The organism is Rhodococcus artemisiae, from assembly GCF_036327795.1.
GTDB classification, from domain to species: domain Bacteria; phylum Actinomycetota; class Actinomycetes; order Mycobacteriales; family Mycobacteriaceae; genus Rhodococcus; species Rhodococcus artemisiae.
The window spans coordinates 23928-47966 of sequence record NZ_JAUTXY010000025.1; the positions used below are offsets into that span (position 1 = coordinate 23928).

Annotated in this window: 25 protein-coding genes; 13 read left to right on the forward strand and 12 right to left on the reverse strand. The window is 64.6% G+C overall.

The window, feature by feature from the left end; all coding sequences use genetic code 11:
- Window positions 1-44 precede the first annotated feature (44 nt).
- Genes Q7514_RS31050 through Q7514_RS31060 form a run of 3 tightly spaced genes read left to right on the forward strand, consistent with a single transcriptional unit; the run spans window position 45 to window position 4347 of the window.
- On the forward strand, window positions 45-1262 hold the full coding sequence (locus Q7514_RS31050) for a class I SAM-dependent methyltransferase (RefSeq protein ID WP_330137099.1): 1218 nt from the start codon (window positions 45-47) through the stop codon (window positions 1260-1262).
- The gene (locus Q7514_RS31055; RefSeq protein WP_330137100.1) at window positions 1259-3250 is read left to right on the forward strand and encodes a condensation domain-containing protein; all 1992 of its coding nucleotides are present in this window, start codon (window positions 1259-1261) and stop codon (window positions 3248-3250) included. Before Q7514_RS31050 ends, Q7514_RS31055 begins: the two co-directional genes overlap by 4 nt.
- Window positions 3247-4347, forward strand: coding sequence for a saccharopine dehydrogenase NADP-binding domain-containing protein (locus Q7514_RS31060; protein ID WP_330137101.1), 1101 nt, complete (start codon window positions 3247-3249; stop codon window positions 4345-4347). The genes Q7514_RS31055 and Q7514_RS31060 overlap by 4 nt, the downstream gene beginning before the upstream one ends.
- Before the next feature lie 40 nt (window positions 4348-4387).
- Here Q7514_RS31060 and Q7514_RS31065 read toward each other — a convergent pair whose 3' ends face one another.
- Window positions 4388-4573 carry a hypothetical protein gene (locus Q7514_RS31065; protein WP_330137102.1) on the reverse strand — a complete coding sequence of 62 codons (186 nt, stop codon included), beginning with the start codon at window positions 4571-4573 and terminating at the stop codon, window positions 4388-4390.
- A 273-nt stretch (window positions 4574-4846) separates the two neighbouring features.
- Between Q7514_RS31065 and Q7514_RS31070 the strand changes: the two genes are divergently transcribed.
- A complete protein-coding gene (locus Q7514_RS31070) occupies window positions 4847-5587 on the forward strand; it encodes an NADPH-dependent F420 reductase (protein ID WP_330137103.1) in 741 nt (246 codons plus the stop codon).
- 56 nt (window positions 5588-5643) lie between these two features.
- On the opposite strand, the gene Q7514_RS31075 is transcribed toward Q7514_RS31070, so the two are convergent.
- Complete coding sequence (locus tag Q7514_RS31075) at window positions 5644-6015, reverse strand: ArsR/SmtB family transcription factor (protein WP_330137104.1); 372 nt, start codon at window positions 6013-6015, stop codon at window positions 5644-5646.
- Window positions 6016-6047: 32 nt separating this feature from the next.
- On the reverse strand, window positions 6048-7274 hold the full coding sequence (locus Q7514_RS31080; protein WP_330137105.1) for an MFS transporter: 1227 nt from the start codon (window positions 7272-7274) through the stop codon (window positions 6048-6050).
- A gap of 190 nt (window positions 7275-7464) precedes the next feature.
- Here Q7514_RS31080 and Q7514_RS31085 point away from each other — a divergent pair, with 190 nt between their 5' ends.
- A complete protein-coding gene (locus tag Q7514_RS31085) occupies window positions 7465-7758 on the forward strand; it encodes a hypothetical protein (RefSeq protein WP_330137129.1) in 294 nt (97 codons plus the stop codon).
- Between the two features lie 22 nt (window positions 7759-7780).
- On the opposite strand, the gene Q7514_RS31090 is transcribed toward Q7514_RS31085, so the two are convergent.
- On the reverse strand, window positions 7781-8965 hold the full coding sequence (locus tag Q7514_RS31090) for an MFS transporter (protein WP_330137106.1): 1185 nt from the start codon (window positions 8963-8965) through the stop codon (window positions 7781-7783).
- Between the two features lie 146 nt (window positions 8966-9111).
- Here Q7514_RS31090 and Q7514_RS31095 point away from each other — a divergent pair, with 146 nt between their 5' ends.
- The 4 genes from Q7514_RS31095 (at window position 9112) to Q7514_RS31110 (ending at window position 13644) form a co-directional block, all read left to right on the forward strand.
- Window positions 9112-9564 (forward strand): MarR family winged helix-turn-helix transcriptional regulator, encoded by a 453-nt coding sequence (locus Q7514_RS31095; protein WP_330137107.1) that lies wholly within the window; start codon window positions 9112-9114, stop codon window positions 9562-9564.
- A gap of 178 nt (window positions 9565-9742) precedes the next feature.
- Complete coding sequence (locus Q7514_RS31100) at window positions 9743-11104, forward strand: MFS transporter (protein WP_330137130.1); 1362 nt, start codon at window positions 9743-9745, stop codon at window positions 11102-11104.
- An 81-nt stretch (window positions 11105-11185) separates the two neighbouring features.
- The gene (locus Q7514_RS31105) at window positions 11186-12067 is read left to right on the forward strand and encodes an amidohydrolase family protein (protein ID WP_330137108.1); all 882 of its coding nucleotides are present in this window, start codon (window positions 11186-11188) and stop codon (window positions 12065-12067) included.
- A 98-nt stretch (window positions 12068-12165) separates the two neighbouring features.
- Window positions 12166-13644: an FAD-dependent oxidoreductase gene (locus Q7514_RS31110; protein ID WP_330137109.1), complete on the forward strand. Its 1479-nt coding sequence runs from the start codon at window positions 12166-12168 to the stop codon at window positions 13642-13644.
- Window positions 13645-13727: 83 nt separating this feature from the next.
- Here the strand turns inward: Q7514_RS31110 and Q7514_RS31115 are convergent, their stop codons facing one another.
- A complete protein-coding gene (locus Q7514_RS31115; RefSeq protein ID WP_330137110.1) occupies window positions 13728-14519 on the reverse strand; it encodes an SDR family NAD(P)-dependent oxidoreductase in 792 nt (263 codons plus the stop codon).
- 55 nt (window positions 14520-14574) lie between these two features.
- Entirely contained in the window at window positions 14575-14967 is a 393-nt protein-coding gene (locus Q7514_RS31120) for a nuclear transport factor 2 family protein (protein ID WP_330137111.1), read from the reverse strand.
- A 188-nt stretch (window positions 14968-15155) separates the two neighbouring features.
- Between Q7514_RS31120 and Q7514_RS31125 the strand changes: the two genes are divergently transcribed.
- Together Q7514_RS31125 and Q7514_RS31130 are read left to right on the forward strand one after the other, a co-directional pair.
- Entirely contained in the window at window positions 15156-15503 is a 348-nt protein-coding gene (locus Q7514_RS31125; RefSeq protein WP_330137112.1) for a hypothetical protein, read from the forward strand.
- Window positions 15496-16149, forward strand: a complete 654-nt coding sequence (locus tag Q7514_RS31130; RefSeq protein ID WP_158289190.1) for a Dabb family protein — start codon at window positions 15496-15498, stop codon at window positions 16147-16149. Before Q7514_RS31125 ends, Q7514_RS31130 begins: the two co-directional genes overlap by 8 nt.
- A 27-nt stretch (window positions 16150-16176) precedes the next feature.
- Here Q7514_RS31130 and Q7514_RS31135 read toward each other — a convergent pair whose 3' ends face one another.
- Complete coding sequence (locus Q7514_RS31135; RefSeq protein ID WP_330137113.1) at window positions 16177-17121, reverse strand: alpha/beta hydrolase; 945 nt, start codon at window positions 17119-17121, stop codon at window positions 16177-16179.
- Between the two features lie 240 nt (window positions 17122-17361).
- Here Q7514_RS31135 and Q7514_RS31140 point away from each other — a divergent pair, with 240 nt between their 5' ends.
- Window positions 17362-18276 (forward strand): tyrosine-protein phosphatase, encoded by a 915-nt coding sequence (locus Q7514_RS31140; protein WP_330137114.1) that lies wholly within the window; start codon window positions 17362-17364, stop codon window positions 18274-18276.
- A gap of 97 nt (window positions 18277-18373) precedes the next feature.
- Here Q7514_RS31140 and Q7514_RS31145 read toward each other — a convergent pair whose 3' ends face one another.
- The 5 genes from Q7514_RS31145 to Q7514_RS31165 form a co-directional block, all read right to left on the reverse strand.
- The gene (locus tag Q7514_RS31145) at window positions 18374-19429 is read right to left on the reverse strand and encodes a YeiH family protein (RefSeq protein ID WP_330137115.1); all 1056 of its coding nucleotides are present in this window, start codon (window positions 19427-19429) and stop codon (window positions 18374-18376) included.
- Between the two features lie 97 nt (window positions 19430-19526).
- Complete coding sequence (locus tag Q7514_RS31150; protein WP_330137116.1) at window positions 19527-21152, reverse strand: 3-(methylthio)propionyl-CoA ligase; 1626 nt, start codon at window positions 21150-21152, stop codon at window positions 19527-19529.
- Between the two features lie 9 nt (window positions 21153-21161).
- Window positions 21162-21539, reverse strand: a complete 378-nt coding sequence (locus Q7514_RS31155; RefSeq protein ID WP_330137117.1) for a hypothetical protein — start codon at window positions 21537-21539, stop codon at window positions 21162-21164.
- Complete coding sequence (locus Q7514_RS31160; protein ID WP_330137118.1) at window positions 21536-21952, reverse strand: hypothetical protein; 417 nt, start codon at window positions 21950-21952, stop codon at window positions 21536-21538. Before Q7514_RS31160 ends, Q7514_RS31155 begins: the two co-directional genes overlap by 4 nt.
- A 41-nt stretch (window positions 21953-21993) precedes the next feature.
- Entirely contained in the window at window positions 21994-22986 is a 993-nt protein-coding gene (locus Q7514_RS31165; protein ID WP_330137119.1) for an NAD(P)H-quinone oxidoreductase, read from the reverse strand.
- Between the two features lie 123 nt (window positions 22987-23109).
- On the opposite strand from Q7514_RS31165, the gene Q7514_RS31170 reads away from it, so the two are divergent.
- A complete protein-coding gene (locus Q7514_RS31170; protein WP_330137120.1) occupies window positions 23110-24039 on the forward strand; it encodes an amidohydrolase family protein in 930 nt (309 codons plus the stop codon).

Here is a 24039-nt window from a genome sequence, read left to right on the forward strand (position 1 = left end):
GGAGATGGCGTGATCGAGCGGTAGGTCTGTTACTCTAGATGATAATGATTACCGTTATCGAATCGGATGCCCGTCTCGGAAGCCGAGCCGACGAGAACGGTCTCGCAGCGATCGAGGGGTGGCCGACCGCGCAGTGCGCCGAGGACGTCGACGCGCTCGATCGGCTCGTTCTCGTCGGCCTCGCAGACCTGCTGGCACGCACTGTCGGCATCGCGGCAGCGGACGGCAGTGAGCCGCAGGCCCTTGCCGACCGACTGGGCGCCTCACCCGAACACCGGTGGGTGGTCGAGCGCTGGCTGGACGATCTCCTCGCCGCGGGCCTGGTGGAGGCCATCGGCGACGGCCGGGTCGGGTCAATCGAGCGACCTCGACGAACGGATCTGACCGCCGCGCGCGACCGGATGATCGAAGCGTGTGCACGACTGGGTTATGCGTCGTCGCTTCCCAAGCTCCTGCTCGACTCGCTTCGGCATGCCGTCGACCTGCTGCAGGGACGCGTGAGTGTGCAGTCGATCCTCTATCCGGACGGCGACGCGACCGCAGCGCTCGAGGTGTACGGCACCAATGTCGTCAGCCGCTACCTCAATGCGGCTGCTGCCTCAGTTGTCGCCGACCTCGCGCACAGCCGGTCGACGCCGCTGCGCATCCTCGAACTGGGTGCGGGGGTGGGCGCCACGTCGGAACACATCCTGGGCACGCTCGGCGACCGGAACGTGACGCACTATGTCTTCACCGATCTCTCGTCACACTTCCTGCGCATCGCGCGCGAGCGGTTCGCCGACGAACCGTGGGCGCACAAGATGAGGTTCGCGACGGTGGACATCACCGCGCCCATCGCAGACCAACTCGTGGACATTTCCGCAGACCAGGACGGCTACGACGTCGTGCTCGCCGCGACGATGGCGCACAACACCGTCGACGTCGACGCGCTGCTGGGTGAGGTCGGCGTCCTGCTCGCGCCGGGCGGTGTCGTAGTGCTGATCGAGACGGTCGTCGAGCACGCCCAGTCGTTGACGACGATGCCCTTTGCGCTGTCGATGCCGGACGGTTCCGGACCGCCGGCCCGCACCGACGTCCGTGCCGGTTCGCATCGCACCTACCTCACCGCCCACGAATGGACTGCTGCGATGGTGCGCGCCGGGCTCCGTCCGTGCGTCGACCTTCCCCGCAACGGCCATCCGCTCGAAGCATTCTCGCAGCGGCTCCTCGTCGCAGCCAAGCCCGATACCCCTACGATCCACGCGGAGACACACGACCGATGACGGCCCAAGTAGACAGCGTCCCGGCAGTACCGGGCACGGACGATATCCGGCGCGTACTCACCGAGATCTGGGCGGAGCTGCTCGATCTGCAACCGGCGGATGTCGTCGACGACGCCAGCTTCCTGCGGCTCGGCGGTGACTCCGTGCTCACCGTCCGCATGTCCGCATTGATTCGCAAGCGCCTCGACATCGCGCTCGAGCTCTCCGATGTTCGGGTCGAGACGACACTCGGCCAACTCGTCGAGCTGGTCGAGCGGAGGAGCAGGGACGAACCTGCCCGTGCGTGGAACATCGAGATCGCGCGCCGCGACGATCCCCACTCGACGTTCCCGCTCCTGCCGCTGCAACAGGGCTATTTCGTCGGGCAGCAGGACGGCTGGGAGCTGTCCTACGAGTCGGCTCACTATTACCTCGACTATGCGCTCGACGGGATGGAGAGCGACGATGCCGAGGACGCACTGGCCGACGCGTTGGAGCGCCTGGCGCGTCACCAGCCGACGCTACGGGCACGGGTGACGTCGGACGGTCGCCAATACGTGCTCGCGGAGTCGGATCCGTCCGCCCTGCCCCGGGTGACGCTGTACGACCTGCGCGATCGTGACGAGCTGGAGATCGAATCGACGCTGGCGGATGTGCGCCGGGACATGAGCGAACACGGTCCCGATCCGATCACCGGGCCGGGCATCGACGTGCGCTTGACGTTGCTGCCCGGTGGTCGCGGGCGCCTGCACCTCGGCATGAGTCTGTTGACCTTCGACGGATGGTCGTCGGGTGCGATGAATCGCGACCTGCTGGCGTACGCCGCCGACTGGAACGCGACGCTCGTGCCGCTGTCCATCGACTTCGGTGACTATGTTTCCTCACTGTCCGGACTGAGCCGCACCGAAGCATGGTTGGCCGACCGTGAGTGGTGGTGGGATCGTCTCGACGACCTGCCTGCCCCGCCCGCGCTCCCGCTGGTTGCCGACCCGAAGTCCGTTCGACCGGTCACCATGGGCAACCGCGAGGCGCGGTTCTCGGCCGACGAATGGGCGGCACTGCGAGCGCAGTGCACCGCACACGATGTCACCGCGTCGACGGTCATGCTCACAGCCTTCGGTACGGTGCTCGCGCGCTGGGCCGGACATTCGGATCTGCTGCTCAATGCCCTGCAGCTCAACCGTTTACCGCTGCATCCCGACGTGCACCGTGTGGTCGGGGCGTTTGCAGCCACGATGCTCATCCCACTCGAACTGGACCCCGATGCGAGTTTCGCCGAGTTGGCGGCCTCTGTGCAGTCGGTGTCGAGTGAATACACATCGCACAATCTCGTCTCCGGTGTGGAGGCGGGCCGCGAGCTCGCCCGGAGGCGAGGCAGCCGGCGACCGCCGGCGCCGATCGTCTTCCAGAGTGTGCTGGGAGTGGACGCTGCGATGGGCGGGACGGCCTCGACGGATGCCGGCCCGCTGGGAACGGTCGACATCGCGGATTACTTTCATCAGCTCCGCACCCCGCAGGTCGCTCTCGAAGTGCGTTGCTTCGAGCTCGGTGACGAAGTGGTGACCGTGTTCTCGCTGGTCGACGAAATCTTCGACGTAGCGGAAGTGGCGGTGGCTTTCGAAGAGTTCGTCTCCACCGTTCATGAACTTGCCGCAGGCAGAGGGTGGGAAGCGGTCCCGGACCTGCCCCGCGCGGGTGCCCCTGTCGCCGACGACCGGATGCGGTTGGGTCTGCTTCCCGATCCTCCTGTCAACGAGCACAGTGGCCCGCCCATCGACGACCTCGAATACACCGTGTGTGAGGTGTTCGAAGAGTTCCTCGACGTTCCGGTGCTCGATCGCGGCGGCAACTTCTTCGCCCTCGGCGGAGACTCGATGCTGGCCGTTCGTGTGGTGGCGTTGCTGGCCAAGGAAACCGGTGCGGCCATTGCCATTCGAGATTTCCTCGACGATCCCACCGTCGCGGGCGCCGCCTCGGCAGTTCGGCTGCGATTGGGAGTCATTCAATGAGCGGCGGCGATGCGGCCCCGGTGATCGGATTGATCGGCGGTTCCGGCACAGTGGGTCGCACGGCGGCGTTGCGAATGTCCGCGGCCGGGCTCGGATCGCTGCGTATCGGTGGCCGCAACCTCGATGCTGCAGCGGCCGTCGCCGCGGAATGTGTGGGGGAAGCCGAGCCGGTTCGGCTGGACCTGGCGGACGAAGCGAATCTCGAAGAGTTCTGCTGCGGCTGCAGCATCGTGGTGAACTGCGCCGGACCGTCCTATCTCGTGCTGGATTCGGTTGCGCGGACCGCCTTCTCCGTCGGTGCCGACTACATCGATATCGGCGGGGAGCTTCCCGCCGCCGATGCGCTCCGAGCTGCGGGCACCGCGCGTGATCGGACCGCGATCTTCTCTGCGGGTGCGATGCCGGGCCTGTCCGGTCTGTTGCCGCGCTTGATTGTGCAGGACCGGCCGCTTCGCCGACTGGAAACGTACGTCGGTGGGGTGGCTCGGTTCACGGAGTTGTCGGCGGCCGATGGGCTGCTGACCCGTGGAGAGCGCTTCGGCGAGTCGATGGCGTCGATGCGGGATGGGAAGATCGATTCCAATTCGGTTCCGCCGCTTCGTGATGTCTCTCTTCCCGGCTTCCCCCGTCCGGTGCACGCGTGGCCCTATCTGACGACCGAAGCCCAGTCTCTGGGCGGGCTACCGGGGGTCGCCGAGGTGCGTGCGTACAACGTCTTCGCGTCCGACCGCCTCACTCGCGCGATGACGCATGCGTGGGCACACCTGTCGGAATCCCCGGATCACACCGAACTCGCGCCGTTCATACCGTCGATCGTCGACGCCACCATCGCCGACGAAGACGAGTTCGGGTCGTTCTACGTCATGTTGTTCACGGGCCGGCCCGCGCCGGGGCATCCTCGAGGTGTCACCCGGGTGGTTCTGCGCGCCGAGGATTCGTACGGTCTCAGCGGCTCGGTGGTTGCCCTCGCGGCCGAGCACCTCCTGGGTGGCCGGGTGTCGCCCGGTGTCCATCTTGCAGCCGAGGCGCTCGACCCGTCCTACGCGGTGAAATGGCTCCGAGAAGATCCACTGGTGCACGAGTTGGTGGTGGAGTGATTTGTGCGAGCGAGCCATTCCCGTGCGGCAGCGAATACTCTCACCGCAGCGGCCAGAAGCAGTCCTCGTTCAGTGCCGAGCCGCTCTGCAGCATGCACAACCAATAGTCGAGTTGCTCTGCGGAACCGGAGGGTGACGGTGCCGCCGCCGATGTTCCGGTCCCGACTATGGACATCATCATCACCGCGGCCGCGATCGCTCCTATCCCCACTGAACGTCTCAGCATGATATCGGCTCCCTTCTCGCGAATGTATCGGTGGACAGACTCAGCGACCACCGTCCGGCCCCGATCGTATCCCCGAATCCAGATGGCGTCGTGGACCACTCGCCGGGAGATTCGACACGATGGATGTCGTGATCGTGCGATTTACCCTGACATGGTAAGGAATCCGCTCGCCACAGCGGGAGGACATTGTGAGGCAACGTAGGCTGTCTGCGTCGGACTGTCAAGTGTTGGGATCAGTTCGATTCGAAGGGGCCCACAGGGAAATATCCGGCGGTGTCCCTTGTTGAGGCTTGCAGCGATCGCGACACATCGCGGCACTCGACGAAGGAGCACACGAATATGCGCATCGGAATCATCGGAGCCGGCCAGATCGGTGGCACGTTGACACGCAGGCTGACCGCGCTCGGTCACGACGTGCGTGTCTCGAACTCTCGGACACCCGACACGCTCGCAGACCTCGAGGCGGAGACCGGCGCCAAGGCGGTATTGAACACCGAAGCGGCTGAGGGTGCAGACCTGGTGATCGTCAGCATCCCGCAGAAGAACGTCGTGGACCTTCCAGCCGACATCCTTGCAGGTGCAGCCGATGGTGCTCCGGTGATCGAGACCAACAACTACTACCCGCAGCAGCGAGACGGATTGATCGCGGCGATCGAAGACGGTCAGGTGGAAAGTGAATGGGTGCAAGAACACCTCGGAGTGCCGGTATTCAAGGCATTCAACGGGATCTGGTGGAAGCACCTTCTCGAGAAGGGTCTCCCGGAAGGGGCGAGCGGCCGGATCGCGCTTCCCGTCGCCGGCGACGACCCACGGAACAAGCAGGTGGTCTTCGATCTGATCAACCAGCTGGGATTCGACCCCGTCGACGCAGGTTCCCTCGAAGACTCCTGGCGCCAGCAGCCGGGAACCCCGGTCTACGGCAAGGATTTCGATCGGGAAGCCACGCTGAAGGCGCTGGAACAGGCAACGCCTGAGCGCACAGACGAGTGGCGGGCCGATCCCGGTGCGAACTGAACCCGGTGCTAACTGAAATCAGTGCGAACTGAAATCAGTGTCGCGACCACTGACTACTAGTGGTGGGGCGGTTCGCCGGTCACCACATGGTCGGCGTGATTGAGGCCCTCGCGCACAAGTCGTGCAAGGTGCCCGCCGCGCAGCCGGTAGATCACCCGGCGACCCTCTTTGCGGGTCTCGACCATTCCGGTGAACCGCAACTTGGCCAGATGCTGACTGACGGCGGTGCGCGAGGCCCCACACGCCTCGGTCAGCGCGGTGACGTCGGCGTCGGTGTGGCTGAGTAGCCACAGCAGATGCAGCCGTGTCGGATCCGACAGCATCCGGAATACCCCGGTGGCAGCCTCGAGACGTGCCGCATCGGGGGAGACCGGGTGGATCAGACTGGCATCCGGCTCGGCGGGCGACGGGGGAGTTGTGTCGGTCACCGTGTTTCCCCCTTGTGCTGTGCCGCGTGGCCTTACGTGGTCGCGGGTTCGGTCGCCTTCGCCGACACGGACCGCGGCCACAGCCGCGTCGCCACGACTACAGCGAGTGTAGCCAGCAACGCGAGCGTCGCTGCGGCCACCGGCTGCCCGGCGCGCGCCCCCATCCACCCGGCGATCGGGTAGGTCAGCAGGAAACACGCGTGTGACAGGGAGAATTGCGCGGTGAACACCGCCGATCGAGTCGAGGTGGTTGACTGATAGCGCAGCAACCGCGCCGACGGAGTGTTGACCAGCGACGTGCCCGCCCCGAGCATCACCCACATCGTCGCAAGGACCGCCCACCCGAGTGCGGGTCCGGGGTCGACGAACATGACCACAGCGACCGCCGTCAGGCCGATCGGCAGGACGGTGCAGCCGGCGAGCATCACCGTCCGATCCGGCACCTCGCTCGAGACCTGCGGCAGAATCAGCGCCACGGCCATGGATCCGGCACCGTAACATCCCAATGTCACCGCAACCCCGGTGTTACTGCCCCCGAGTAGATCCCGCACGTAGACCACCGTGTTGACCAGCACCAGTGCGGTGGCCGCTGCCACCACCAGATTCATCACCAGCAAGGCCCGCAGCACCGGTCGGGCGGTCATCACCCTGGCGCCGGCGGTGATCCGTGCCCGCAGCGGCTGTCCCCGGTCCGGCAGTGGCAGTGTCGGTAGCGAGGTGGTCCACACCAGGAGCCCAGAGGCGGCAAAACCCAGCACGGTGCCGACGAACAGGATGTTGTAGTCGATCACCAGCAGCACGGCTGCCGCCAGCATCGGGGAGAGTACCGCTTCGAGGTCGTGGGCCAGGCGGGACAGCGACAGCGCCGCGGTGTAGTCGTCCTCGTCTTCGAGGACCGAGGGGATCGTAGACTGGAACGCCGGGGTGAAGGTCGCCGACGCAGCCTGGAGCACGAAGATCAGCACGTAGATCTGCCACACCTGCGCCACGAACGGCAACGCCAGCGCCACGACGGCGCGCACGACATCGGCGGTGATCAGCACCGTTTTGCGGGGCAACCGGTCGGTCAGGGCGGCGATCACCGGAGCCACCGCCACATACGCGAGCATCTTGATCGCCAATGCCGTGCCGAGCACTGCACCGGCATCGCTGCCGGCCAGGTCGTAGGCCAGTAATCCCAAAGCCAACGTCAGGAGGCCGGTGCCGACCAATGCCACCGCCTGTGCGGTGAACAGCAGTCGGAACACCGGATGGGCCAACGTCCTGAGCATAGTCCCGGTTTTGTGTGCTCCCACTCGACAAGGATATAAGTGCGCACGTGCGCACACAACTGCACCAATAGCTGTGTTCATTCCTCCGGTTGCGCAGGAACCTGGGTGCACGACCCCCGAGGAGTGGGAGACTGGAACTTGCCGAACCTCCACCGCAAGTCCACCGAGGAGTTCGATGATGACCGACCACCAGGAACACGCCGGCCACGAGCATGTGCACGCCGACGGCTGCGGACACGTGGCCGTGCCTCATGGCGACCACGTCGACTACGTCCACGACGGGCACCTGCACCGCGCTCACGACGGACATTTCGACGAATGCGAACCCACCGAACACCGGGTTCACGACGGGCACGATCACACTCACGGTCCAGGGTGCGGGCACGTAGCGGTCCCGCACGGTGATCATGTCGACTATGTCCACGACGGGCACAGGCACGCTGCGCACGACGGCCACTACGACGACCACTGACGCGGTTCGTCCGGCGCCCGTGCTACCGGCCGGCGAGGACGGCCACGGGTGGCGTCTTCGTGTCCGGACGGTCCATCGCCGAGGCGATCACGAGCACGATCAGTCCGGACACAGTGACAGCTGCGCCCACCCAGATGGGTGAGGTGAAACCCAGACCGGCTGCGATGGCGATGCCGCCCAGCCACGCACCGAGGGCGTTGCCCAGATTGAAGGCTGCGATGTTGGCTCCCGAGGCCATCGTCGGAGCCGCGGACGCATAGTTCATGATCCGCATCTGCAAGCCGGGGACTGTCGCGAAACCGAAAGCGCCCATGAGGAACAGCGAGATCATCGTCATGGTCTTGTTGTCTGCGGTGGCCGCGAAAACGACCAGAACAGCGGTGACTGCCACAAGGATCGAGATCAGCGCCGGGGCGAGTGCGCGGTCGGCAGCTTTGGCGCCGAGATGGTTTCCGATGAACATACCGGAGCCGAACAGGACGAGCAGCCACGGCACGCTCGAGGTTGCGAAGCCGCTCACCTCGGTGAGGGTGAAGGCGATGTAGGTGAACGCACCGAACATTCCGCCGAAGCCGAGGATGGTCACTGCGATCGACAGCCACACCTGCTTGTTGCGGAACGCCCAGAGTTCGGCACGGAGGGTGCCGTGCACGGAGTCTGCGGCGGACGAACGTACGAGCGTTGCGATACCGATCAGCGCCACAACGCCGATGGCGGTGATGGCCCAGAACGTCGAGCGCCAACCGAACTGCTGCCCGAGCAGGGTGCCGAACGGCACTCCGAGGACGTTCGCAATGGTCAGTCCGGCGAACATCATTGCGATGGCGCCGGCGCGTCTGTTCGGGCTCACCATGCCGGCGGCGACGACGGATCCGATGCCGAAGAACGCCCCGTGGCACAGCGCAGCGACAATTCGGCCGGCCATCATCGTCTCGTAGGAGGGTGCGAGTGCCGACATCAGGTTTCCGATGATGAACAGGACCAGGAGGCCCAGCAGGACGCGTTTTCGATCGAAGCGGATGACAGCGGCCGTGACCAGGATGGCGCCGACGGCAACCGCCAACGCATACCCGGAGATGAGGTAGCCGGCGACGGCTTCACTCACCTCGAAGTCTGCAGCGATTTCGGGCAGTAAGCCCATGATCACGAACTCGGTGAGACCGATTCCGAATCCGCCGAGGGCCAAGGCGACGAGTCCCAATGGCATATGAGATAGGTCCTTCCGAACGTGGCGCGAGAGCTGATAGAAGGCGTGTGCAGTAGTTGCAGGCGCTGGCTAAATACTTGCATACGCGTTATATGTGCGCAAGCTGGTAGAATCTCGCCAGATGGTTCGGGATGTGAGGAGTTCGCATGGGGATTGCTGACGACGCGGTGGAGATCCGCGCGCAAGGATGGCGAACCCTGGCTGCGTTGCACGGCGTACTCGACACCGAACTCGAGCGTGCACTGCAACGCGAGCATCAACTGTCGGTCGTGGAGTACACGGTGCTCGACGCCCTGGGCCGCCAGGACGGCTGGCACATGCGGATGGCCCAGCTTGCTCGCGCGGCAGCGCTGAGTAGCAGCGCGACCACCCGATTGGTGAACCGACTGGAAGATCGGAAGCTGCTCACGCGAGTCCTGTGTGCAGACGATCGCCGCGGGATATACACCGAGCTCACCGCATCGGGGAGGGAACTTCTGGAGCGCGCCCGACCCACACACGATGCCACTCTCGAACGCGCACTCGACGAGGCCTGTGCTGCACCGGAACTGGCGCCCCTCGTGCGCGCGTTACATGAACTACCTACCGCCCGGATGTGAGCGAAAGCGCCATTGGGCGCTTTCACGAGACTGAGTGTGCCGTTCGCTCGGAGACCGCCCTCCCGCTGGGCGGACGCACCCGTTGTCGGTGTGGCCGACACGGCCCAGTCTGAGTCGCGTCCGACAGGCCTTATGGGCGTTGCGTAGTCCACCACGGGAGTGCTGAATGAATCCACGAATGCCGGCGTCGGCCGAAGAGCCGAAACCCTCTCCTGGCGAGCCGAACTCGTCATCGGTGAATCCGTCGCAGTTGCGGAAAGTGACGCTGTCGAGCTTGCTGGGTACCACCATCGAGTACTACGACTTCCTGCTCTACAGCACGATGGCCGCACTGGTACTGGGACGATTGTTCTTCCCGGTGACGAACTCGGCCGTGTCGACGATCGCCGCGTTCGGGACCCTGGCCGCGGGATACGTGGCGCGTCCGATCGGCGGTCTGATCTTCGGGCACTTCGGCGACAAGCTGGGGCGCAAGAAGATGCTGGTGATCACGATGGTGTTGATGGGTGTCGCCAGCTTCGGGATCGGCATCTTGCCCACCTACGAGCAGATCGGGATTTTCGCGCCGATCCTGCTCGTGACGCTGCGCATCCTGCAAGGCGTCGCAGTGGGCGGGGAATGGGGCGGCGCGGCGTTGATGGTCGCCGAGCATGCGGATCCTCGCCGGCGCGGGTTCTGGACCGGACTCATGCAACTCGGTTCGCCGTTCGGGTTCCTGTTGTCGACCTCGGCGGTCATGCTCGTGAGCTTCCTGCCGAGCGAAGCGTTCGACTCATGGGGATGGCGGATCCCGTTCCTGTTGAGTGCGTTGCTCCTGGTGATCGGCCTCTACATTCGGATGAGTGTGGTCGAGAGCCCGGTGTTCGAGGCGGCTGCGGAGAAGGCATCGGCATCGGAGGCCGAGAAGCCTCCTGCTCTACAGATCCTGCGCGCACCGAGAGCGTTGATTCTGGCCTGCGCGGTGGGCATCGGCCCGTTCGCGATGACCGCGTTGATCACCTCGCATGCGATCTCGTATTCCACGTCGATCGGCTACGAACAGTCGACAGTGATGCAGATTCTTCTGTTGATGTCGGTCGTCTCGATCATCACGATACCGTCGTTCTCCGCGTTGTCGGACCGAGTGGGACGACGCACGGTGGCTCTGACCGGTGCGGCTGTCGCAGTGGTGTACGCGTTCCCGCTGTACATGTTGGTCGACTCGGGATCGATTGTGCTGCTCGCTGCAGGGTTGTTGTTCGGACAGGTGGTGCAGTCGGCAATGTACGCGCCGCTCGCGCCGATGTTGTCGGAGATGTTCGGTACCGAGGTGCGCTACACGGGTGTGTCACTGGGATACCAATTGGCGAGCCTGATCGGTGCCGGGTTCACCCCGATGATCGCGGCGAGCGTGCTCGTGGCCTCCGACGGATCCAGCACGCCGCTGAGCCTCATCCTCGCTGGTGCCGCTGGCATCTCCATTGTCGCCGCATGGTTGGCGTCGGAAACGCGAGGTAAGAGCCTGGCAGAAGAGTCGGTCCAACAGCAGGTGTCGGCGTAGCCCCGCACCACCCACTGATCGGATTCCGATCAGCGGGTGGTGGTCTTGGCTGCCGCAGGCCGGCGCGGCACGCTCGTGCAGATGGCGGAGATTTCGATAGTCGACCCACACGTCCATTTCTGGCTGCCGTCGGCGCGGCCTTGGTACCCGCTGATGCAGGAACCGGACCCGGCCAGGCCCTCCACGCTTGGTGACCTGCGACGGATGGCCCACGACTACACCGCGGCCGACTACCGGGTCGACAGCGCCGGATTCGACGTCACCGCACTTGTGCACGTGTCGGCGACCAGTCGCCGCGGTGCACACCTGCGCGAGCTGGACTGGCTCGACGGAATGGCCCGTGGGGAAGGCCGGCCCGCCGCAGCGATCGGCACCATCGAATCGGATACCGACTGGGCGAGAATCGAATCCGAACTCGACGCCCAGCGTTGCAGCCCGCTCTTCCGCGGTATCCGAGTTCTGCGTGGACTCGACCCGTCGACCGCAACCACAGCAGCACTGCTGGACCATCTGGAGAAACACGCGCTGATCTTCGATCTCGTCGCACACCCGCACTCGATGTCCCGTTGGGCCGAGACCCTGCGTGCCCACGAGAACTTGACCGTGGTGCTCGAACATGCCGGATGGCCGATCAGCGCAGCAGATTTCGACGACTGGTCGTGGGGCATGGCCCGGCTCGGCGAACTTCCGAACGTGCACTGCAAGATCTCGGGGTTGGGCATGACCGTGCACACCCTCGATGCCACGGTGCAGCGACCGTGGGTACAGCGTTGTCTCGAGGTATTCGGTCCACGGCGAGCGATGTTTGCGAGCAACTTCCCGGTAGACCGCATGTACGGCGAGTTCGGTCGACTCTACGACGGGTACTTCACCGCCGCAGAACAATACGATCCGACAGATCAGGAAGCACTGTTCGCCACGAACGCGCGGCGAATCTATCGTTCCGACGAGAGCCGGCCATGACGTCCCGGCCACCGGGCAACTGCCTATTCGATCCGGCTTCCTGAACCTAACGTGACCCGAACCACACTGATGTTCCGAGTCGACCGCAGGAGAGCCGGATGAGCGCACGCGTACCCGTCACACCGATCGATGCTGCCGAGATATCCACCTACGATCACGTAACCGATGTCCTGGTCATCGGTTACGGTTGCGCAGGCGTGTCGGCTGCGCTCGAGGCCGACGCCGGCGATGCCGAGGTGATCTTGCTCGAGCGGCAGAGCGGCGGCGGTGGCTCGTCGGCGCTGTCGGGTGGGGAGATGTACCTCGGTGGTGGTACCGCGATCCAGGAGGCGTGTGGGTTCACCGACACCGCCGAGGACATGGAAGGATTTCTGCTGGCTGCTCTCGGACCGGACGCCGACCAGGCGAAGGTGGGCCTCTACAGCCGCGAGAGTGTCGCCCATTATCAATGGCTCGTCGACCACGGTGTGCCGTTCAAGCCTTCGTTGTGGGATTCGCCGACCTGGGTTCCACCCACCGATGACGGCCTGATGTGGATGGGCGAGAACGCGTATCCGTTCAACGAAATCGCCACGCCCGCTCCGCGTGGGCACAGGGTGACCTCCGACGGTTTCGGCGGCAAGGTGCTCATGGCGGTGCTGAGCGAGGCCGTCGACAAGACCGACGTTGCGGTGCACACCGACACCGCCGCACTTCGGCTGATCGTCGACGGTGATCGCGTCGTCGGTGTGGTGGCCCGGCATTTCCAGGAGACGGTGACCTATCGCGCGAGGCGCGGGGTCGTACTGACCACCGGTGGCTTCGCGGACAACAAAGAGATGCTTGCCCAACACGCTCCGCAGTTGGTGGGCAGGGGCGTCAACAGCGATGGCGGCGACGACGGTCGCGGAATCGTCATCGCGCAGGCCGTCGGGGCTGCGGTCAAGCACATGTCGGCCGGCCAGGTCGGTATTTCGCTGGTACCGGGGATGATGGTGCGCGGGATGATCGTCGACGGCGTCGGTCAGCGGTTCATCAACGAGGACGTGTATCCGGGCCTGGTGGGGCAGGCGGCGTTGTTCAAACACAACTTGAACGTGTGGGTGATCCTCGATGAGCAGGCCTACGAGGAGGTGCCGGTCGAGGAGCGGTGGGGAGTGCAGCCGCATTTCGTGGCCGAAACCCTCGGGGACCTCGAACGCGAGATCGGGATGCCCGAGGGCGCGTTGCAGACCACCGTCGGAGAGTACAACCGATTCGCCGAGCGCGGTGAGGATCCGTACTTCCACAAGTCTGACCGTTGGTTGCGGCCGCTCCGGCCGCCGTTCGCCGCGATCGATGTTCAGCGCGGCATGGCCCCACCCGAGTACGGCGACAGCGCCGGCTCGGGAGGCGCCGAGGTCTTCACGATCGGTGGTGTGCACACTACTGTCGACGGCCGGGTCCTGAACCTCGACGGCGATCCGATACCGGGTCTGTTCGCGGCCGGGCGCGCGACGTCGGGTCTGCATTCGTGGGGGTATATCAGCGGTACATCCCTCGGCGACGGCACGTTCTTCGGCCGACGGGCGGGCATCGCTGCGTCCGCAGACGAGTAGCGTTGCATACCGGCCGTCGAGCGCGTGCACCTTCTCGCGGGTGAAGCGCTCGGCGGCCGGATCAGCGAAAGTTGTTGTTCGGTCTATGCGTGTGTACCGCCGTCGATGCGGATCTCGGTGCCACTGATGAACGCGCCGTCCGTAGAGACGAGCATCGCGACAACACCGGCGACGGCGTCCGGCGAACCCATCCCTGCCCCGCCTGATTCCAGGGTGGTCGGCAATGCAGGCGAGAGCTTGGCCAGCAACTCCCAGTTGGCGTCGGTCGGCATCCACTGGCCTGTGCCCTCGGTGATACCCGACTTGATGCTGCCCGGGCACACGTTCACTGCACGCAGACCTTGGCGGCTGTATTCGAGCGCCAGCGAATGGGTGAACGATTGAATTCCGCCCTTGCTGGCGGAGTATGCCGCCATGTACGGGTGGGCGAACGATGCCGAGGTCGACGAGAAGTTCACCACGGCGCTGGTTGGATTGGCCAAAAGTGCGGGAAGTGCCTCGCGCACTACCAGAAAGGTGCCGGTCAGGTTCACGGTGAGGATCTGATTCCAGGCATCGAGCGACATCGCGTGGGTGTGGGCGGCCCGCAGCATGCCGGCGGCGTTGACCACGGAATCGAGCCCGCCGAGCCGATCGACGGTCTCGGCCACGCCCGCCACCACCGAAGCCTCGTCGCCGATATCCATCTCGAGGGTGGTGATCTCCTCGGATATCCCTGTGTCCGCGGCACGCGCAGTAGTTGCGGCCAGGCCGTCACCGTTGATGTCGGCGGCCACCACAGTGGCGCCCTCGGCGGCCAACCGCAATGCGGTTGCCTGACCGATGCCGGAACCCGCCCCGGTGACGAGAATGTGTTGCCCGGTGAGGCGATTCATGAGGAACTCCTTGGTTGAGGGTGGTCTGCCGATACGTCCGAAGACGGACTCGACGCTATTGACCGGTGAGCATGTCCTCGGGCGACCAGAAAGCACGCATCGAGGTGATCAGCCCGTCAGGATCGAAGGTCATCACATCGATCGGCTCGATGGTGATGGTCTGGTCGCCGGTCTTGGTGACGACCCGGAAGTGGAAGGTCGCGTTGCGTTCTGCCACACGAAGATGCAGGAGCGTGGTATCGATCTCTGCGGCTTCCAATGCGCTGTAGAACTGCGCGATGGCCTCACGCCCCCGGTGCGGCTCCGATCCGACCGGGTCCTCGACGGTGGCATCGGGCGCGTACAGGGCCGCGATGTCCGCCGCGGGCCCGGTCGCGACCGCTTCGAGATAGCGGACGACGATGTTCTTGATGTCGACTGTGGAATCGAGAGCTGTGGCATCGGCCATGATGACCTTCCTTCGGTGACAAGACTCGAGAGGGTTCGTGCACGAAGGTAGGTCTCCCGCGAGTAGAGGGGCAGTACCCCCTCCCGCTGGACGGGAGGCGTCATTCACGGGAGGGGCCCGGAAACATCTTCCCGATCAGCGAAACACGATGCACCGCGCGCCGTTCCGTTCACCTATGTTCGGCCTCCATGACGGACGTGTGCATCTACATCGAGGACCGCGTGGTCACCACCTCCGGTAATGGCCGCGCTTTCGTCGAGGCTTATCAGCGCGACTACGTCCCGTCGGCGTCGGCGCGCGGTATGACACTCGAGCGCATCACCGTCAGTCCGCCGGTCTGGCTCGACGACGAATCCAACATCATCACGATCACGTGGACCGTTGCCGGACAGTCCAGCTGGTGGAAGGCCGCGATCGCGGGTCGGCATGATCCGACACTCGTTCAATGGTGGGAGTCGGTCCGCCTGCTCATCTCCGAACGCACGCGATCGACTGCCGCCGACGCAACCGACATCGAGGAACTGTGCAATGTCTGACACCGCCACAAGGGCCATGACATGGCTGATTCAACTGTCGGACAAGGACGAGAACCTACGCGAGCAGATCATCACCCAGCTCACGTCCGCCGTCTCGAACGCGTCGACCACCGCCGTGGCCGCGCCGACGCTCGCCGGGACGATCAACGGGGGAGACATCCTGGTACACGCACGGTGCACCGATGAGGACGCAGGCATGCTACGGGTGAGTGTCGACGACGTGCTTGCGCAGGCCCCGGTCGATTCCGTCGATTCTGTGGAATACGGCGCAACACCGCCGGTGGGAGCCGCACACCTTTCGGGTACGCGGCAAACGCCGCCACCCACGATCTATCGTGCGCTTCTCCTGCGCGTCGACGACCGAGCCACCCCGGAACAGATCGCACGGTTCGAGCGGGACCTCCTGCTGATGCCGGTCCATGTCACCTCGATCGCGACGTGGCAGCTCAGTCATGTCACGGATGCCGGTGGGCCCACCGAGTGGACCCACGTGTGGGAGCAGACGTTCACCGACCTCGACGGCCTGCGCGGGCAGTACATGGCGCACCCGATTCACTGGGGTGTCGTCGATCGGTGGTTCGATCCGGAATGGCCCGAGAACATCGTCGTCGATCGCGTGGCACACAGCTTCTGCGCGCTGGGCTGAGCAGGGCCCCTGCTCAGCCCAGCTTGGTCACGGGCGAGCGAGCACTTCACGCATCATGTCCCAGACCTTCTTGCGAGCCTCGCCGGCAAGGGACAGCGATGGGAAGGTCAGGAACCCGTGGAACAGCCCGTCGAATCGATGTTCCGTGACCGGAACCCCCTCGGCGGCCAACCTGTCCGCGTAGGCCTCCCCGGCGCTGCACGGCGGATCGAGCTCGGCTGTAATGACCACCGCGGGTGGAAGCCCGGCCAGTGTCTCTGCGCGTGCGGGGATCACATACATGTCGTTGCTCCCGCCGGGCGCGTACTGTTCCCAGTACCAACGCATGGCAGATGTGTTGTTGTAGTAGCCGACTCCGTATCGGCGGTACGATTCGGTCTCGAAGTCGTCGTCGATCACCGCGTAGATCAGAATCTGGGCGGCGAGGTGCGGCCCGCCGCGCTCGCGCGCGGCAAGCGACACGGTGGCAGCCAGGTTACCGCCCGCACTGTCGCCCGCCACCGCGATGCGAGCTGGATCGCCTCCGTAAGAGCCGATCTCGTCGACCGCCCATTGCACCGCTGCGTACATGTCTTCCATTGCAGCGGGCGCTCGATGCTCCGGCGCCAGTCGATAGTCGACGGACACGACGACGGCGTCCACCGCGTGTGCCATCGAGCGGCACAATTCGTCGTGGGTGTCCACGTTGCAGAATACGAATCCGCCGCCGTGAGCGAACACGATCACGGGTCGCGGACCGTCGGCATCGCCGTGTGGGACATAGATGCGCAACGGCAGTTCACCGCCGGGACCGGCGATGGTGAGGTCGACGACAGACCGCATATCGGGCTCATGCGTCAACGCACCCCGCCGCGAGAGGATCAACTCCCGAAGCTCCGGCGCATCATATTGCGTGACGTCAGGGAAGCCGGCCTCCAACGTGGCCAGCATCGCCTCGACATCGGGATGCAGATCAGTCCTGCGTGCAGCCATCAACGAACCTCCTCGACACCAGAATGCTGCCGATGACGTTAGAGCCGTTCATCCGCCTCGAATGGGTAGTCTCCCGCCCAGCGGAAGCACAGTCGGTCCCGGCCCGAGTCGAGCAGCCGGCGATGTGACCGCTGGGCGGGAGAGCTGGGTTCGCTCGACGACGGAGTCGTCTACCTTCTGGCCCCACCCAATAATCTCTGCATCAAATCGCCTGTCCGCCATTGAAAGGACCCTTGCTTCATGCTCCGACACCGCCCCGTGATCGCTGCTGTCGTGCTGGCAGTCGCACTGTCACCCACCGTCGGCCTCGCCGGCCTCGCGCACGCACAACCGCCCGCGCCGCTGGTCCCGAACATCGACACCGGTTCTTCCGCACTACTCGGCCCTCACCTGCCTCATGGTGACGCTCCACGTCTGACGAGCGTGCCGAACTTCCGTGACGTAGCCGGTACGGGCGCCGGTTATGTCGGCGCCGAGGGCGCCCGTATGGCAAAGGGTGTCTTCTATCGTGCCGACGCAATCGTTCCGGACGATGCCGACCTCGCAACCCTCGACGCGCTTCGCTTGGAAGCGATCTACGATCTCCGTACCGATGAAGAGGTCGGTGAGAAGCCCAATCGCCTGCCGGTGGGCGTCGACTACGTTCGAATCCCGATCCTGTCGGGGAACCTCTACGAGATGGTCGATCAGATCGGATCGCCGGAGGACGCCCGAAACATGATGCGGGAGATCAACCGCGCCTTCGTGACCGGCGATGTCGAACGTGCCGCCTTCAGGGATCTGCTCACAGGTCTGGCCACCACCGAGGGCGCGCAGGTATTCCACTGCACAGCAGGTAAGGACCGCACCGGCTGGGCCTCGATGTTGTTGCAGAGTGTCGCAGGCGTGGACGATGCGACGATCATGAGCGACTACTTGCTCACCAACGAATACAACAAGGAGTGGGCAGCGAAGACCCGCGCTTCCATTGCTGCAACCCAGGGTGAGGACGTTGCTCAACTGTTCGAGCCGCTGCTCGGCGTTGAGGACAGCTACCTGCAAGCCGGCATCGACGAACTCGAATCGCGTTACGGATCGGTGGCCGACTACCTCACAGACGGATTGGGGCTGAGCCCGGACACACTTGCAGCGTTGAAGGACAAGTTACTCGCCTGAGACGAGGTGCTCCTTGGTCGCGCAAGATGATTGGTCGGCGTGGAGCGACCGAGTTTACTGTGCAGCAAGATATTCCGCCTGTTCGGCGGGCGGCGGACTATCCTGCCAGCGACACTCCGACGAATGCGATGGACATGACCCACACGGTCGACATCGCGGCGAGGATGAACGGGCGGGAGCCGACTTTCCTGATCGTCGCGATCTGGACTCCCGCGCCCAGGGCGAACATCGCGGCGGTGAGGAGGGCTGTCTGGGCGATTCTTGTGTTCGCGAGGATGTCGGCGGGTAGCAGGCCGGACGATCGCAGTCCGACGCAGGCGAGGAACGCAAGGACGAACAGCGGGATCAACGGCGGACGCTTCACATTGGCGCCGGCTCCGGCGAGTCTGCGTTGGCGCACGCTCAAGACCGCCATGACCGGGGCGAGCATGAGCACGCGGGCGAGTTTCACCACCGCGGCCACACCCAATGCGGCGCCGCCGATTGCGCCGCCCGCGGCGACCACCTGCGCCACCTCGTGGATGGACCCACCTGCCCACAGACCGGCACTGGTATCGGAGAGTCCCAATATTCCCGACAGTAACGGGATCGTCGGGATCATGAGCGTGCCGAAGATTACGACCAACGCGACCGCAGTGACCACCTCTTCTTCGTCGGCGTCTACGACGCTGTCCGCCGCCGCAACCGCGGCCGCGCCGCAGATCGAGAAACCACAGGCGATGAGCATTCGCTGAGTCCAACTGAGACCGAGAAGCTTGCCTGCAAACATCGTCCCCACGATGCCCAGACACACGATCGCGACGACCATGACGATGACGCCCCAGCCCAGTCCGACGATGTCGCTCAACATCAACTGAAGCCCAAGGAGGGCGATGCCCACCCGCAGCAATTTCTTTGCGGAGAACTGAAGCCCAGGTCGTACGCGTTCGGGTAGGCGCGCGACGTTCGACAGCGCGGCGCCGAGCACGATCGCGATCAGCAGGGGGCTTACTGTGGGTAGAAACCGGCCGATACCCATCGCGAGGGCGGTGGCAGCCGCACACAGCGTCAAGCCGGGTACGAGTGAGCCCACCGCACCGCGGATCCGGGCTGCGGTCGATTCGCCTTCGGGGCTGCGTGTGACGGTCTGGTGGCTGCTCAACTGACTACTCATGTTTCACGGTCCGTAACTCTCAGCCATGTGGTGGATGGCAATTGGCCTAAGGGGCTTGGAAATCCGACATGCGCTTCGGATGGGGTGCGTGGCGTGGCTATCGTCCGGGCTCGATGAGATAGTCCTGGAACTGTTCCCGCAGTGGAGATTTGAGTATCTTCCCCGTGGCTCCCGTAGGAATCGAGTCGGCGAAGACGACGCCGTCTGGGATCCACCACTTCGCTACTTTGTCCGTGAAGTGGGTGAGCAGTTCCTCGGCGGAGATGGCTGCGCCAGATTTCCGTACCGCTACCAGCAGGGGGCGTTCGTCCCACTTGGGGTGTCGTACGCCGATGCATGCTGCTGTGACGATGTCCGGGTGGCCTATCGCGATGTTCTCGATGTCGATGGAACTGATCCATTCGCCACCCGACTTGATGACGTCCTTGCTGCGGTCGGTGATCTGCATGAATCCATCCGCGTCGATGGTGGCGATGTCGCCGGTGGGGAACCAGCCGTCGACGAGCGGGTCCTGGTCGGTCCGCCCGAAGTATTGCGACATGACCCAAAGACCCTGAGCCATGACGTGACCGGCGGACACCCCGTCCCACGGCAGTTCGCGTCCGGAGTCATCGATGATCTTCAGGTCCATGCCGAAGACGCATCGTCCTTGCTTGCCCTGCACGGCGTACCGTTCCTCGGGCCGCGCCTGAAGATGCGTGGACTTCAGGACCGAGGCAGTACCGAACGGGCTGGTCTCGGTCATGCCCCATCCGTGGACGACTGTGACTCCATGGGTCTCTTGGAGGTCGCGGAGCATCGCGGGGGGACACGCGGCCCCGCCGATTACGGCACGCTGCAGCGTAGTGAAGCGCAGCTGTTGCCGTTCGGCGTACTCGAGTTGCCCCTGCCAGACGGTGGGAACGCTCGCGGATACCGTGACCTGCTCGGTTTCCTGCAGGCGGTACAGCGCGCCGCCATCGAGGTCGGGCCCCGGGAAGACGACCTTCGCGCCCACCATGCACGCGGCGTACGGGAGGCCCCACGCGTTGACGTGGAACATCGGCACGATCGGCAACACGCTGTCGCGTGCGGACAGACCTATCGAATCGGGCAGGGCGACCGCGAAGGAATGCAGGACGGTCGATCGATGGCTGTAGAGGACGCCCTTGGGATTTCCGGTGGTTCCGCTCGTGTAACACAGCGAGGAAGCGGTGTTCTCGTCGAGCTCTGGCCATTCGTAGTTTCCGTTCTGTGCCTCGAGTAGATCCTCGTAGGCCAGGAGCGCGCCGGAGCCGACCGGCAGGTGGTCGCGGTCCGACATCAGCACGAAGTGCCGCACGCCGGTGAGACGCGGAGCGAGTTCTTCGATGACGGGCAGGAACGTGAGGTCGAAGAAGAGCGCCGTGTCTTCGGCGTCCGCGACGATCCACTCGAGCTGGTCGGGATGCAGCCGTGGGTTGAGGGTGTGGAGGACGGCGCCGGATCCGGAGACCGCATAGTAGAGCTCGAGGTGCCGGTATCCGTTCCAGGCCAAGGTTGCGACCCGAGTGCCCGGTTGCACGCCGAGCGACTCGAGTGCCTGAGCCAGCTTGCGGGACCGGACGGCAAGATCGCCGAAGGTGTAGCGATGCAGGTCGCCTTCGGCCCGCCGGGAGACGATTTCCTGCCGGCCATGGTGACGTGCGGCATGCGTGAGGAGCGAGGATACCAACAGGGGGCGATGCATCATCAGACCGTTCACGGAAGTCTCCTACTCTTTGGGTGGTTCGGATTCTCGTGCGCACGAAGAGATTTGCGACAGCAGGGCGAGCGCTTGCTGTGCTGCGGCCGGCCCGCCGTCCACGTCGCCGCGGACGAAGAGTGGGCGGAGTTCTTCGATGTCGCCGAGGGCACGGAGCATCTCGGGTTCGACGATGGAGTACTTGCGCAGTGTGTTCACCACCAGCATGGACGTGTGCACGATGTCCTCGGCTTCGGGAGTGACGCCGTGGCGGTGCAGGGCATAATTTGCCCAGTGTGTGCCGGCCAGCATTGCGGCCTCGATACTCATCTCCCAGTCACGGTCACCGCAGTGCTCGACCGACCGCTCGATGCGCTCCGCAAGGTAGCGGTGACGATCCGCCTTCATGACGCCGTCTCCTTCACTCCGACCCTGGCGGCCAGGACCGCTCGCACCCGTGCGAATTCGCGCTCGCATTCGTCGACGATGTGCGTGGTTGGGCGGCGCTCACCACGAATACAGGGGTCCCGATGTTCCTCGATCAGCTCGAGCGCGATTTCCAGGGATTGGATGTCTTCGGGAATCTCACCTTCGATCGGGGGCCATCCGACGTGGCTGACGTCGCCGGGTCCACGCAGTTCTCGCGCGTATCCACCGTCGGGCTGCTGCACGAGGTGTACGCCGGGAATGGTGGAGAAGACCGGGTCGTCGCTCGTCAGCCCGGCTGAGTGCAAGCACGCGTTGTATGCGTTGGTTCCGGCGGTGAGGGTGGCCCAATACCACAGTTCGAAGTCCTCGATCGGGTCCAACCGAGCGCGCAAGTCGCAGAGCCGGTGGACTTTCTCTACGTGGGACGCGGTTCTCACGACGCGCCCGCGAGTGCGTCGTCGACAAGCAGGACGATCTTGCCGAAGTGCCGGTCGGTCTGCATGTAAGCGTGGGCCGCGGCGATCTCGTCGAGGTGGAAGGTCCGGTCGATAGTCGTCCGAATCCTGCCGGCTTCGAATGGCGCGAGCAGGTCTCGTGCGCAGGCCTGTACGCAGGCCAGCCGTTCCTCTTCGGTGCGGGTGCGGAACGTGACCCCAATGAGCTTCAATCGCTTCAACCACAGCGTGTTGAGGTCGATGGTGGCCGTGCTCGATCCTAATCGTCCGATGTTCACCAATCGGCCCTGAACAGCAAGGGACTCGAGATTGGCTTCGAAGGTGGTGCCTCCGACCGAGTCGATGAGGACGTCGACGCCATGGCCCGCGGTGAAATCGGCGACGGCATCGGCCTGGTCGGTTGTGGAGACGTCGATTGCGCAGTCCACGCCCAACGCCTTCAGCCGCTCGACCTTGTCTGCCGAACGGGACGTGGCGACGACGCGGGAGGCGCCCAGCGCGCGGCCGATCTCGATCGAGGCGAGCCCGATGCCGCTCGATGCTGCATTGACCAGCAATGTCTCGCCAGACTGTAACTGTCCGTTGGTGATCAGCGCGTCGTGCGCGGTGATGAATACGTTGGGGAAGGCCGCGGCCTCGGCCCAGGAGATGGAGTCCGGGATGCGCATCAGGGCGCGCGATGCGGCCGACGCGTACTCTGCCTGCCCGCCGTTGCCGTGGCCCATTACTCGGTCGCCTTCGTGCCACTGGGTCACGCCGGCACCGACCGCGGCCACCTCGCCCGCGAACTCGACCCCGATCGGTTGCGGCTCGCCGGTGCGTAGTCGGCCGGTCTGCAGGATTTCTCCGCGGTTGAGCCCTGCGGCCTTCACCTTCACCAGCACCTGATCAGGTCCCGGTGTGGGCGTAGGTACTTCGAGGACGGCCACCTCGCCGCCTTCGGGATGGGGGACTGCACGCGCTGCTCGCATGAGCTACTTCCTTCGGCTCGATTAAGAATTGATGTCGACATTAATCAAAATTCTTGTATTCTGCTAGGCAGCGGGTCAACAAATTCCGGCCCCGGTTCATGAATCCGAATTCAGGAGACAGTCATGAGTGCTTCGTCTGCAGAACGTCTCGCCCGCCTCCAAGGCAAGATCATCGACTTCCGGCTGCGGCCCCCCACCGGCCCGTATCGCAACTTCTTCACACCCACCGTGGTGGGCTCGGTCAATCGCATCCTCGGCCACAGTGTTCCCCGCTCGTACACCATCAGTACCGATCCCTTTCCTCAGGCAGAGGAACGCGCACTGCGGGCGCTCATCGACGAGATGGATGCCGTCGGAGTCCGACTCGGTGTGATGAATGGCCGCCATTCGGTGAATCGCCCTGTGCCGGTGCACATCGAAGACGCCGATTTGGCCGAACTGACGCAGCGCACCGACAACCGCGTCCTCGGGATCGCCGGCATCGACTTCGACAAGTCCACCGAAGAGATCATCACCGGACTCGACACCGCGATGAAGGAATACGGCCTGGTCGGTGTCTGTATGGAACCGGGCCTGGCGCGAGAGCCCATGTACGCCGACGACGAGCGGATCTTCCCGATCTACGAGAAGATCGCCGAACTCGGTGTCCCACTGTTGTTCATGACCGGGCCGCTCGCCGGGCCCGATATCAGCCACACCGATCCGGTTCGCTTCGACCGCGTTGCCAAGCGCCACCCCACGATGCCGGTCATCCTCGGCCACGGCTGCTTCCCCTACGTCAACGAGGCAATCGCATTGGCGTTCAAGAGCGAGGCCACGGGCATTCACAACGTGTTCGTGTCGCCCGATGTGTATGCCTTCGCCCCGGGCGGCCAGGGCTACACCCAGGGCATCAACTGGCTGCCGAACCGGTTCGTCTACGCATCGGCCTACTCGTTCTGTGGCGTCGAGGAGTCCGTGCACGAGACCCTGAAACTCGACATCGACGACGAGGCACTCGACGCCTACATGTATCGCAACGCCGAGGCGCTGCTGCGTGGGTTGGGTGCGTGA

Excerpts from the sequence above, each read along its gene's own strand:
- Q7514_RS31050 (WP_330137099.1), top strand. The coding sequence starts at position 45 with ATGATTACCGTTATCGAATCGGATGCCCGTCTCGGAAGCCGAGCCGAC.
- Q7514_RS31055 (WP_330137100.1), top strand. The coding sequence starts at position 1,259 with ATGACGGCCCAAGTAGACAGCGTCCCGGCAGTACCGGGCACGGACGAT.
- Q7514_RS31060 (WP_330137101.1), top strand. The coding sequence starts at position 3,247 with ATGAGCGGCGGCGATGCGGCCCCGGTGATCGGATTGATCGGCGGTTCC.
- Q7514_RS31065 (WP_330137102.1), bottom strand. The coding sequence starts at position 4,573 with ATGCTGAGACGTTCAGTGGGGATAGGAGCGATCGCGGCCGCGGTGATG.
- Q7514_RS31085 (WP_330137129.1), top strand. The coding sequence starts at position 7,465 with ATGACCGACCACCAGGAACACGCCGGCCACGAGCATGTGCACGCCGAC.
- Q7514_RS31090 (WP_330137106.1), bottom strand. The coding sequence starts at position 8,965 with ATGCCATTGGGACTCGTCGCCTTGGCCCTCGGCGGATTCGGAATCGGT.
- Q7514_RS31095 (WP_330137107.1), top strand. The coding sequence starts at position 9,112 with ATGGGGATTGCTGACGACGCGGTGGAGATCCGCGCGCAAGGATGGCGA.
- Q7514_RS31100 (WP_330137130.1), top strand. The coding sequence starts at position 9,743 with ATGCCGGCGTCGGCCGAAGAGCCGAAACCCTCTCCTGGCGAGCCGAAC.
- Q7514_RS31105 (WP_330137108.1), top strand. The coding sequence starts at position 11,186 with ATGGCGGAGATTTCGATAGTCGACCCACACGTCCATTTCTGGCTGCCG.
- Q7514_RS31110 (WP_330137109.1), top strand. The coding sequence starts at position 12,166 with ATGAGCGCACGCGTACCCGTCACACCGATCGATGCTGCCGAGATATCC.
- Q7514_RS31115 (WP_330137110.1), bottom strand. The coding sequence starts at position 14,519 with ATGAATCGCCTCACCGGGCAACACATTCTCGTCACCGGGGCGGGTTCC.
- Q7514_RS31120 (WP_330137111.1), bottom strand. The coding sequence starts at position 14,967 with ATGGCCGATGCCACAGCTCTCGATTCCACAGTCGACATCAAGAACATC.
- Q7514_RS31125 (WP_330137112.1), top strand. The coding sequence starts at position 15,156 with ATGACGGACGTGTGCATCTACATCGAGGACCGCGTGGTCACCACCTCC.
- Q7514_RS31130 (WP_158289190.1), top strand. The coding sequence starts at position 15,496 with ATGTCTGACACCGCCACAAGGGCCATGACATGGCTGATTCAACTGTCG.
- Q7514_RS31135 (WP_330137113.1), bottom strand. The coding sequence starts at position 17,121 with ATGGCTGCACGCAGGACTGATCTGCATCCCGATGTCGAGGCGATGCTG.
- Q7514_RS31140 (WP_330137114.1), top strand. The coding sequence starts at position 17,362 with ATGCTCCGACACCGCCCCGTGATCGCTGCTGTCGTGCTGGCAGTCGCA.
- Q7514_RS31145 (WP_330137115.1), bottom strand. The coding sequence starts at position 19,429 with ATGAGTAGTCAGTTGAGCAGCCACCAGACCGTCACACGCAGCCCCGAA.
- Q7514_RS31155 (WP_330137117.1), bottom strand. The coding sequence starts at position 21,539 with ATGAAGGCGGATCGTCACCGCTACCTTGCGGAGCGCATCGAGCGGTCG.
- Q7514_RS31165 (WP_330137119.1), bottom strand. The coding sequence starts at position 22,986 with ATGCGAGCAGCGCGTGCAGTCCCCCATCCCGAAGGCGGCGAGGTGGCC.
- Q7514_RS31170 (WP_330137120.1), top strand. The coding sequence starts at position 23,110 with ATGAGTGCTTCGTCTGCAGAACGTCTCGCCCGCCTCCAAGGCAAGATC.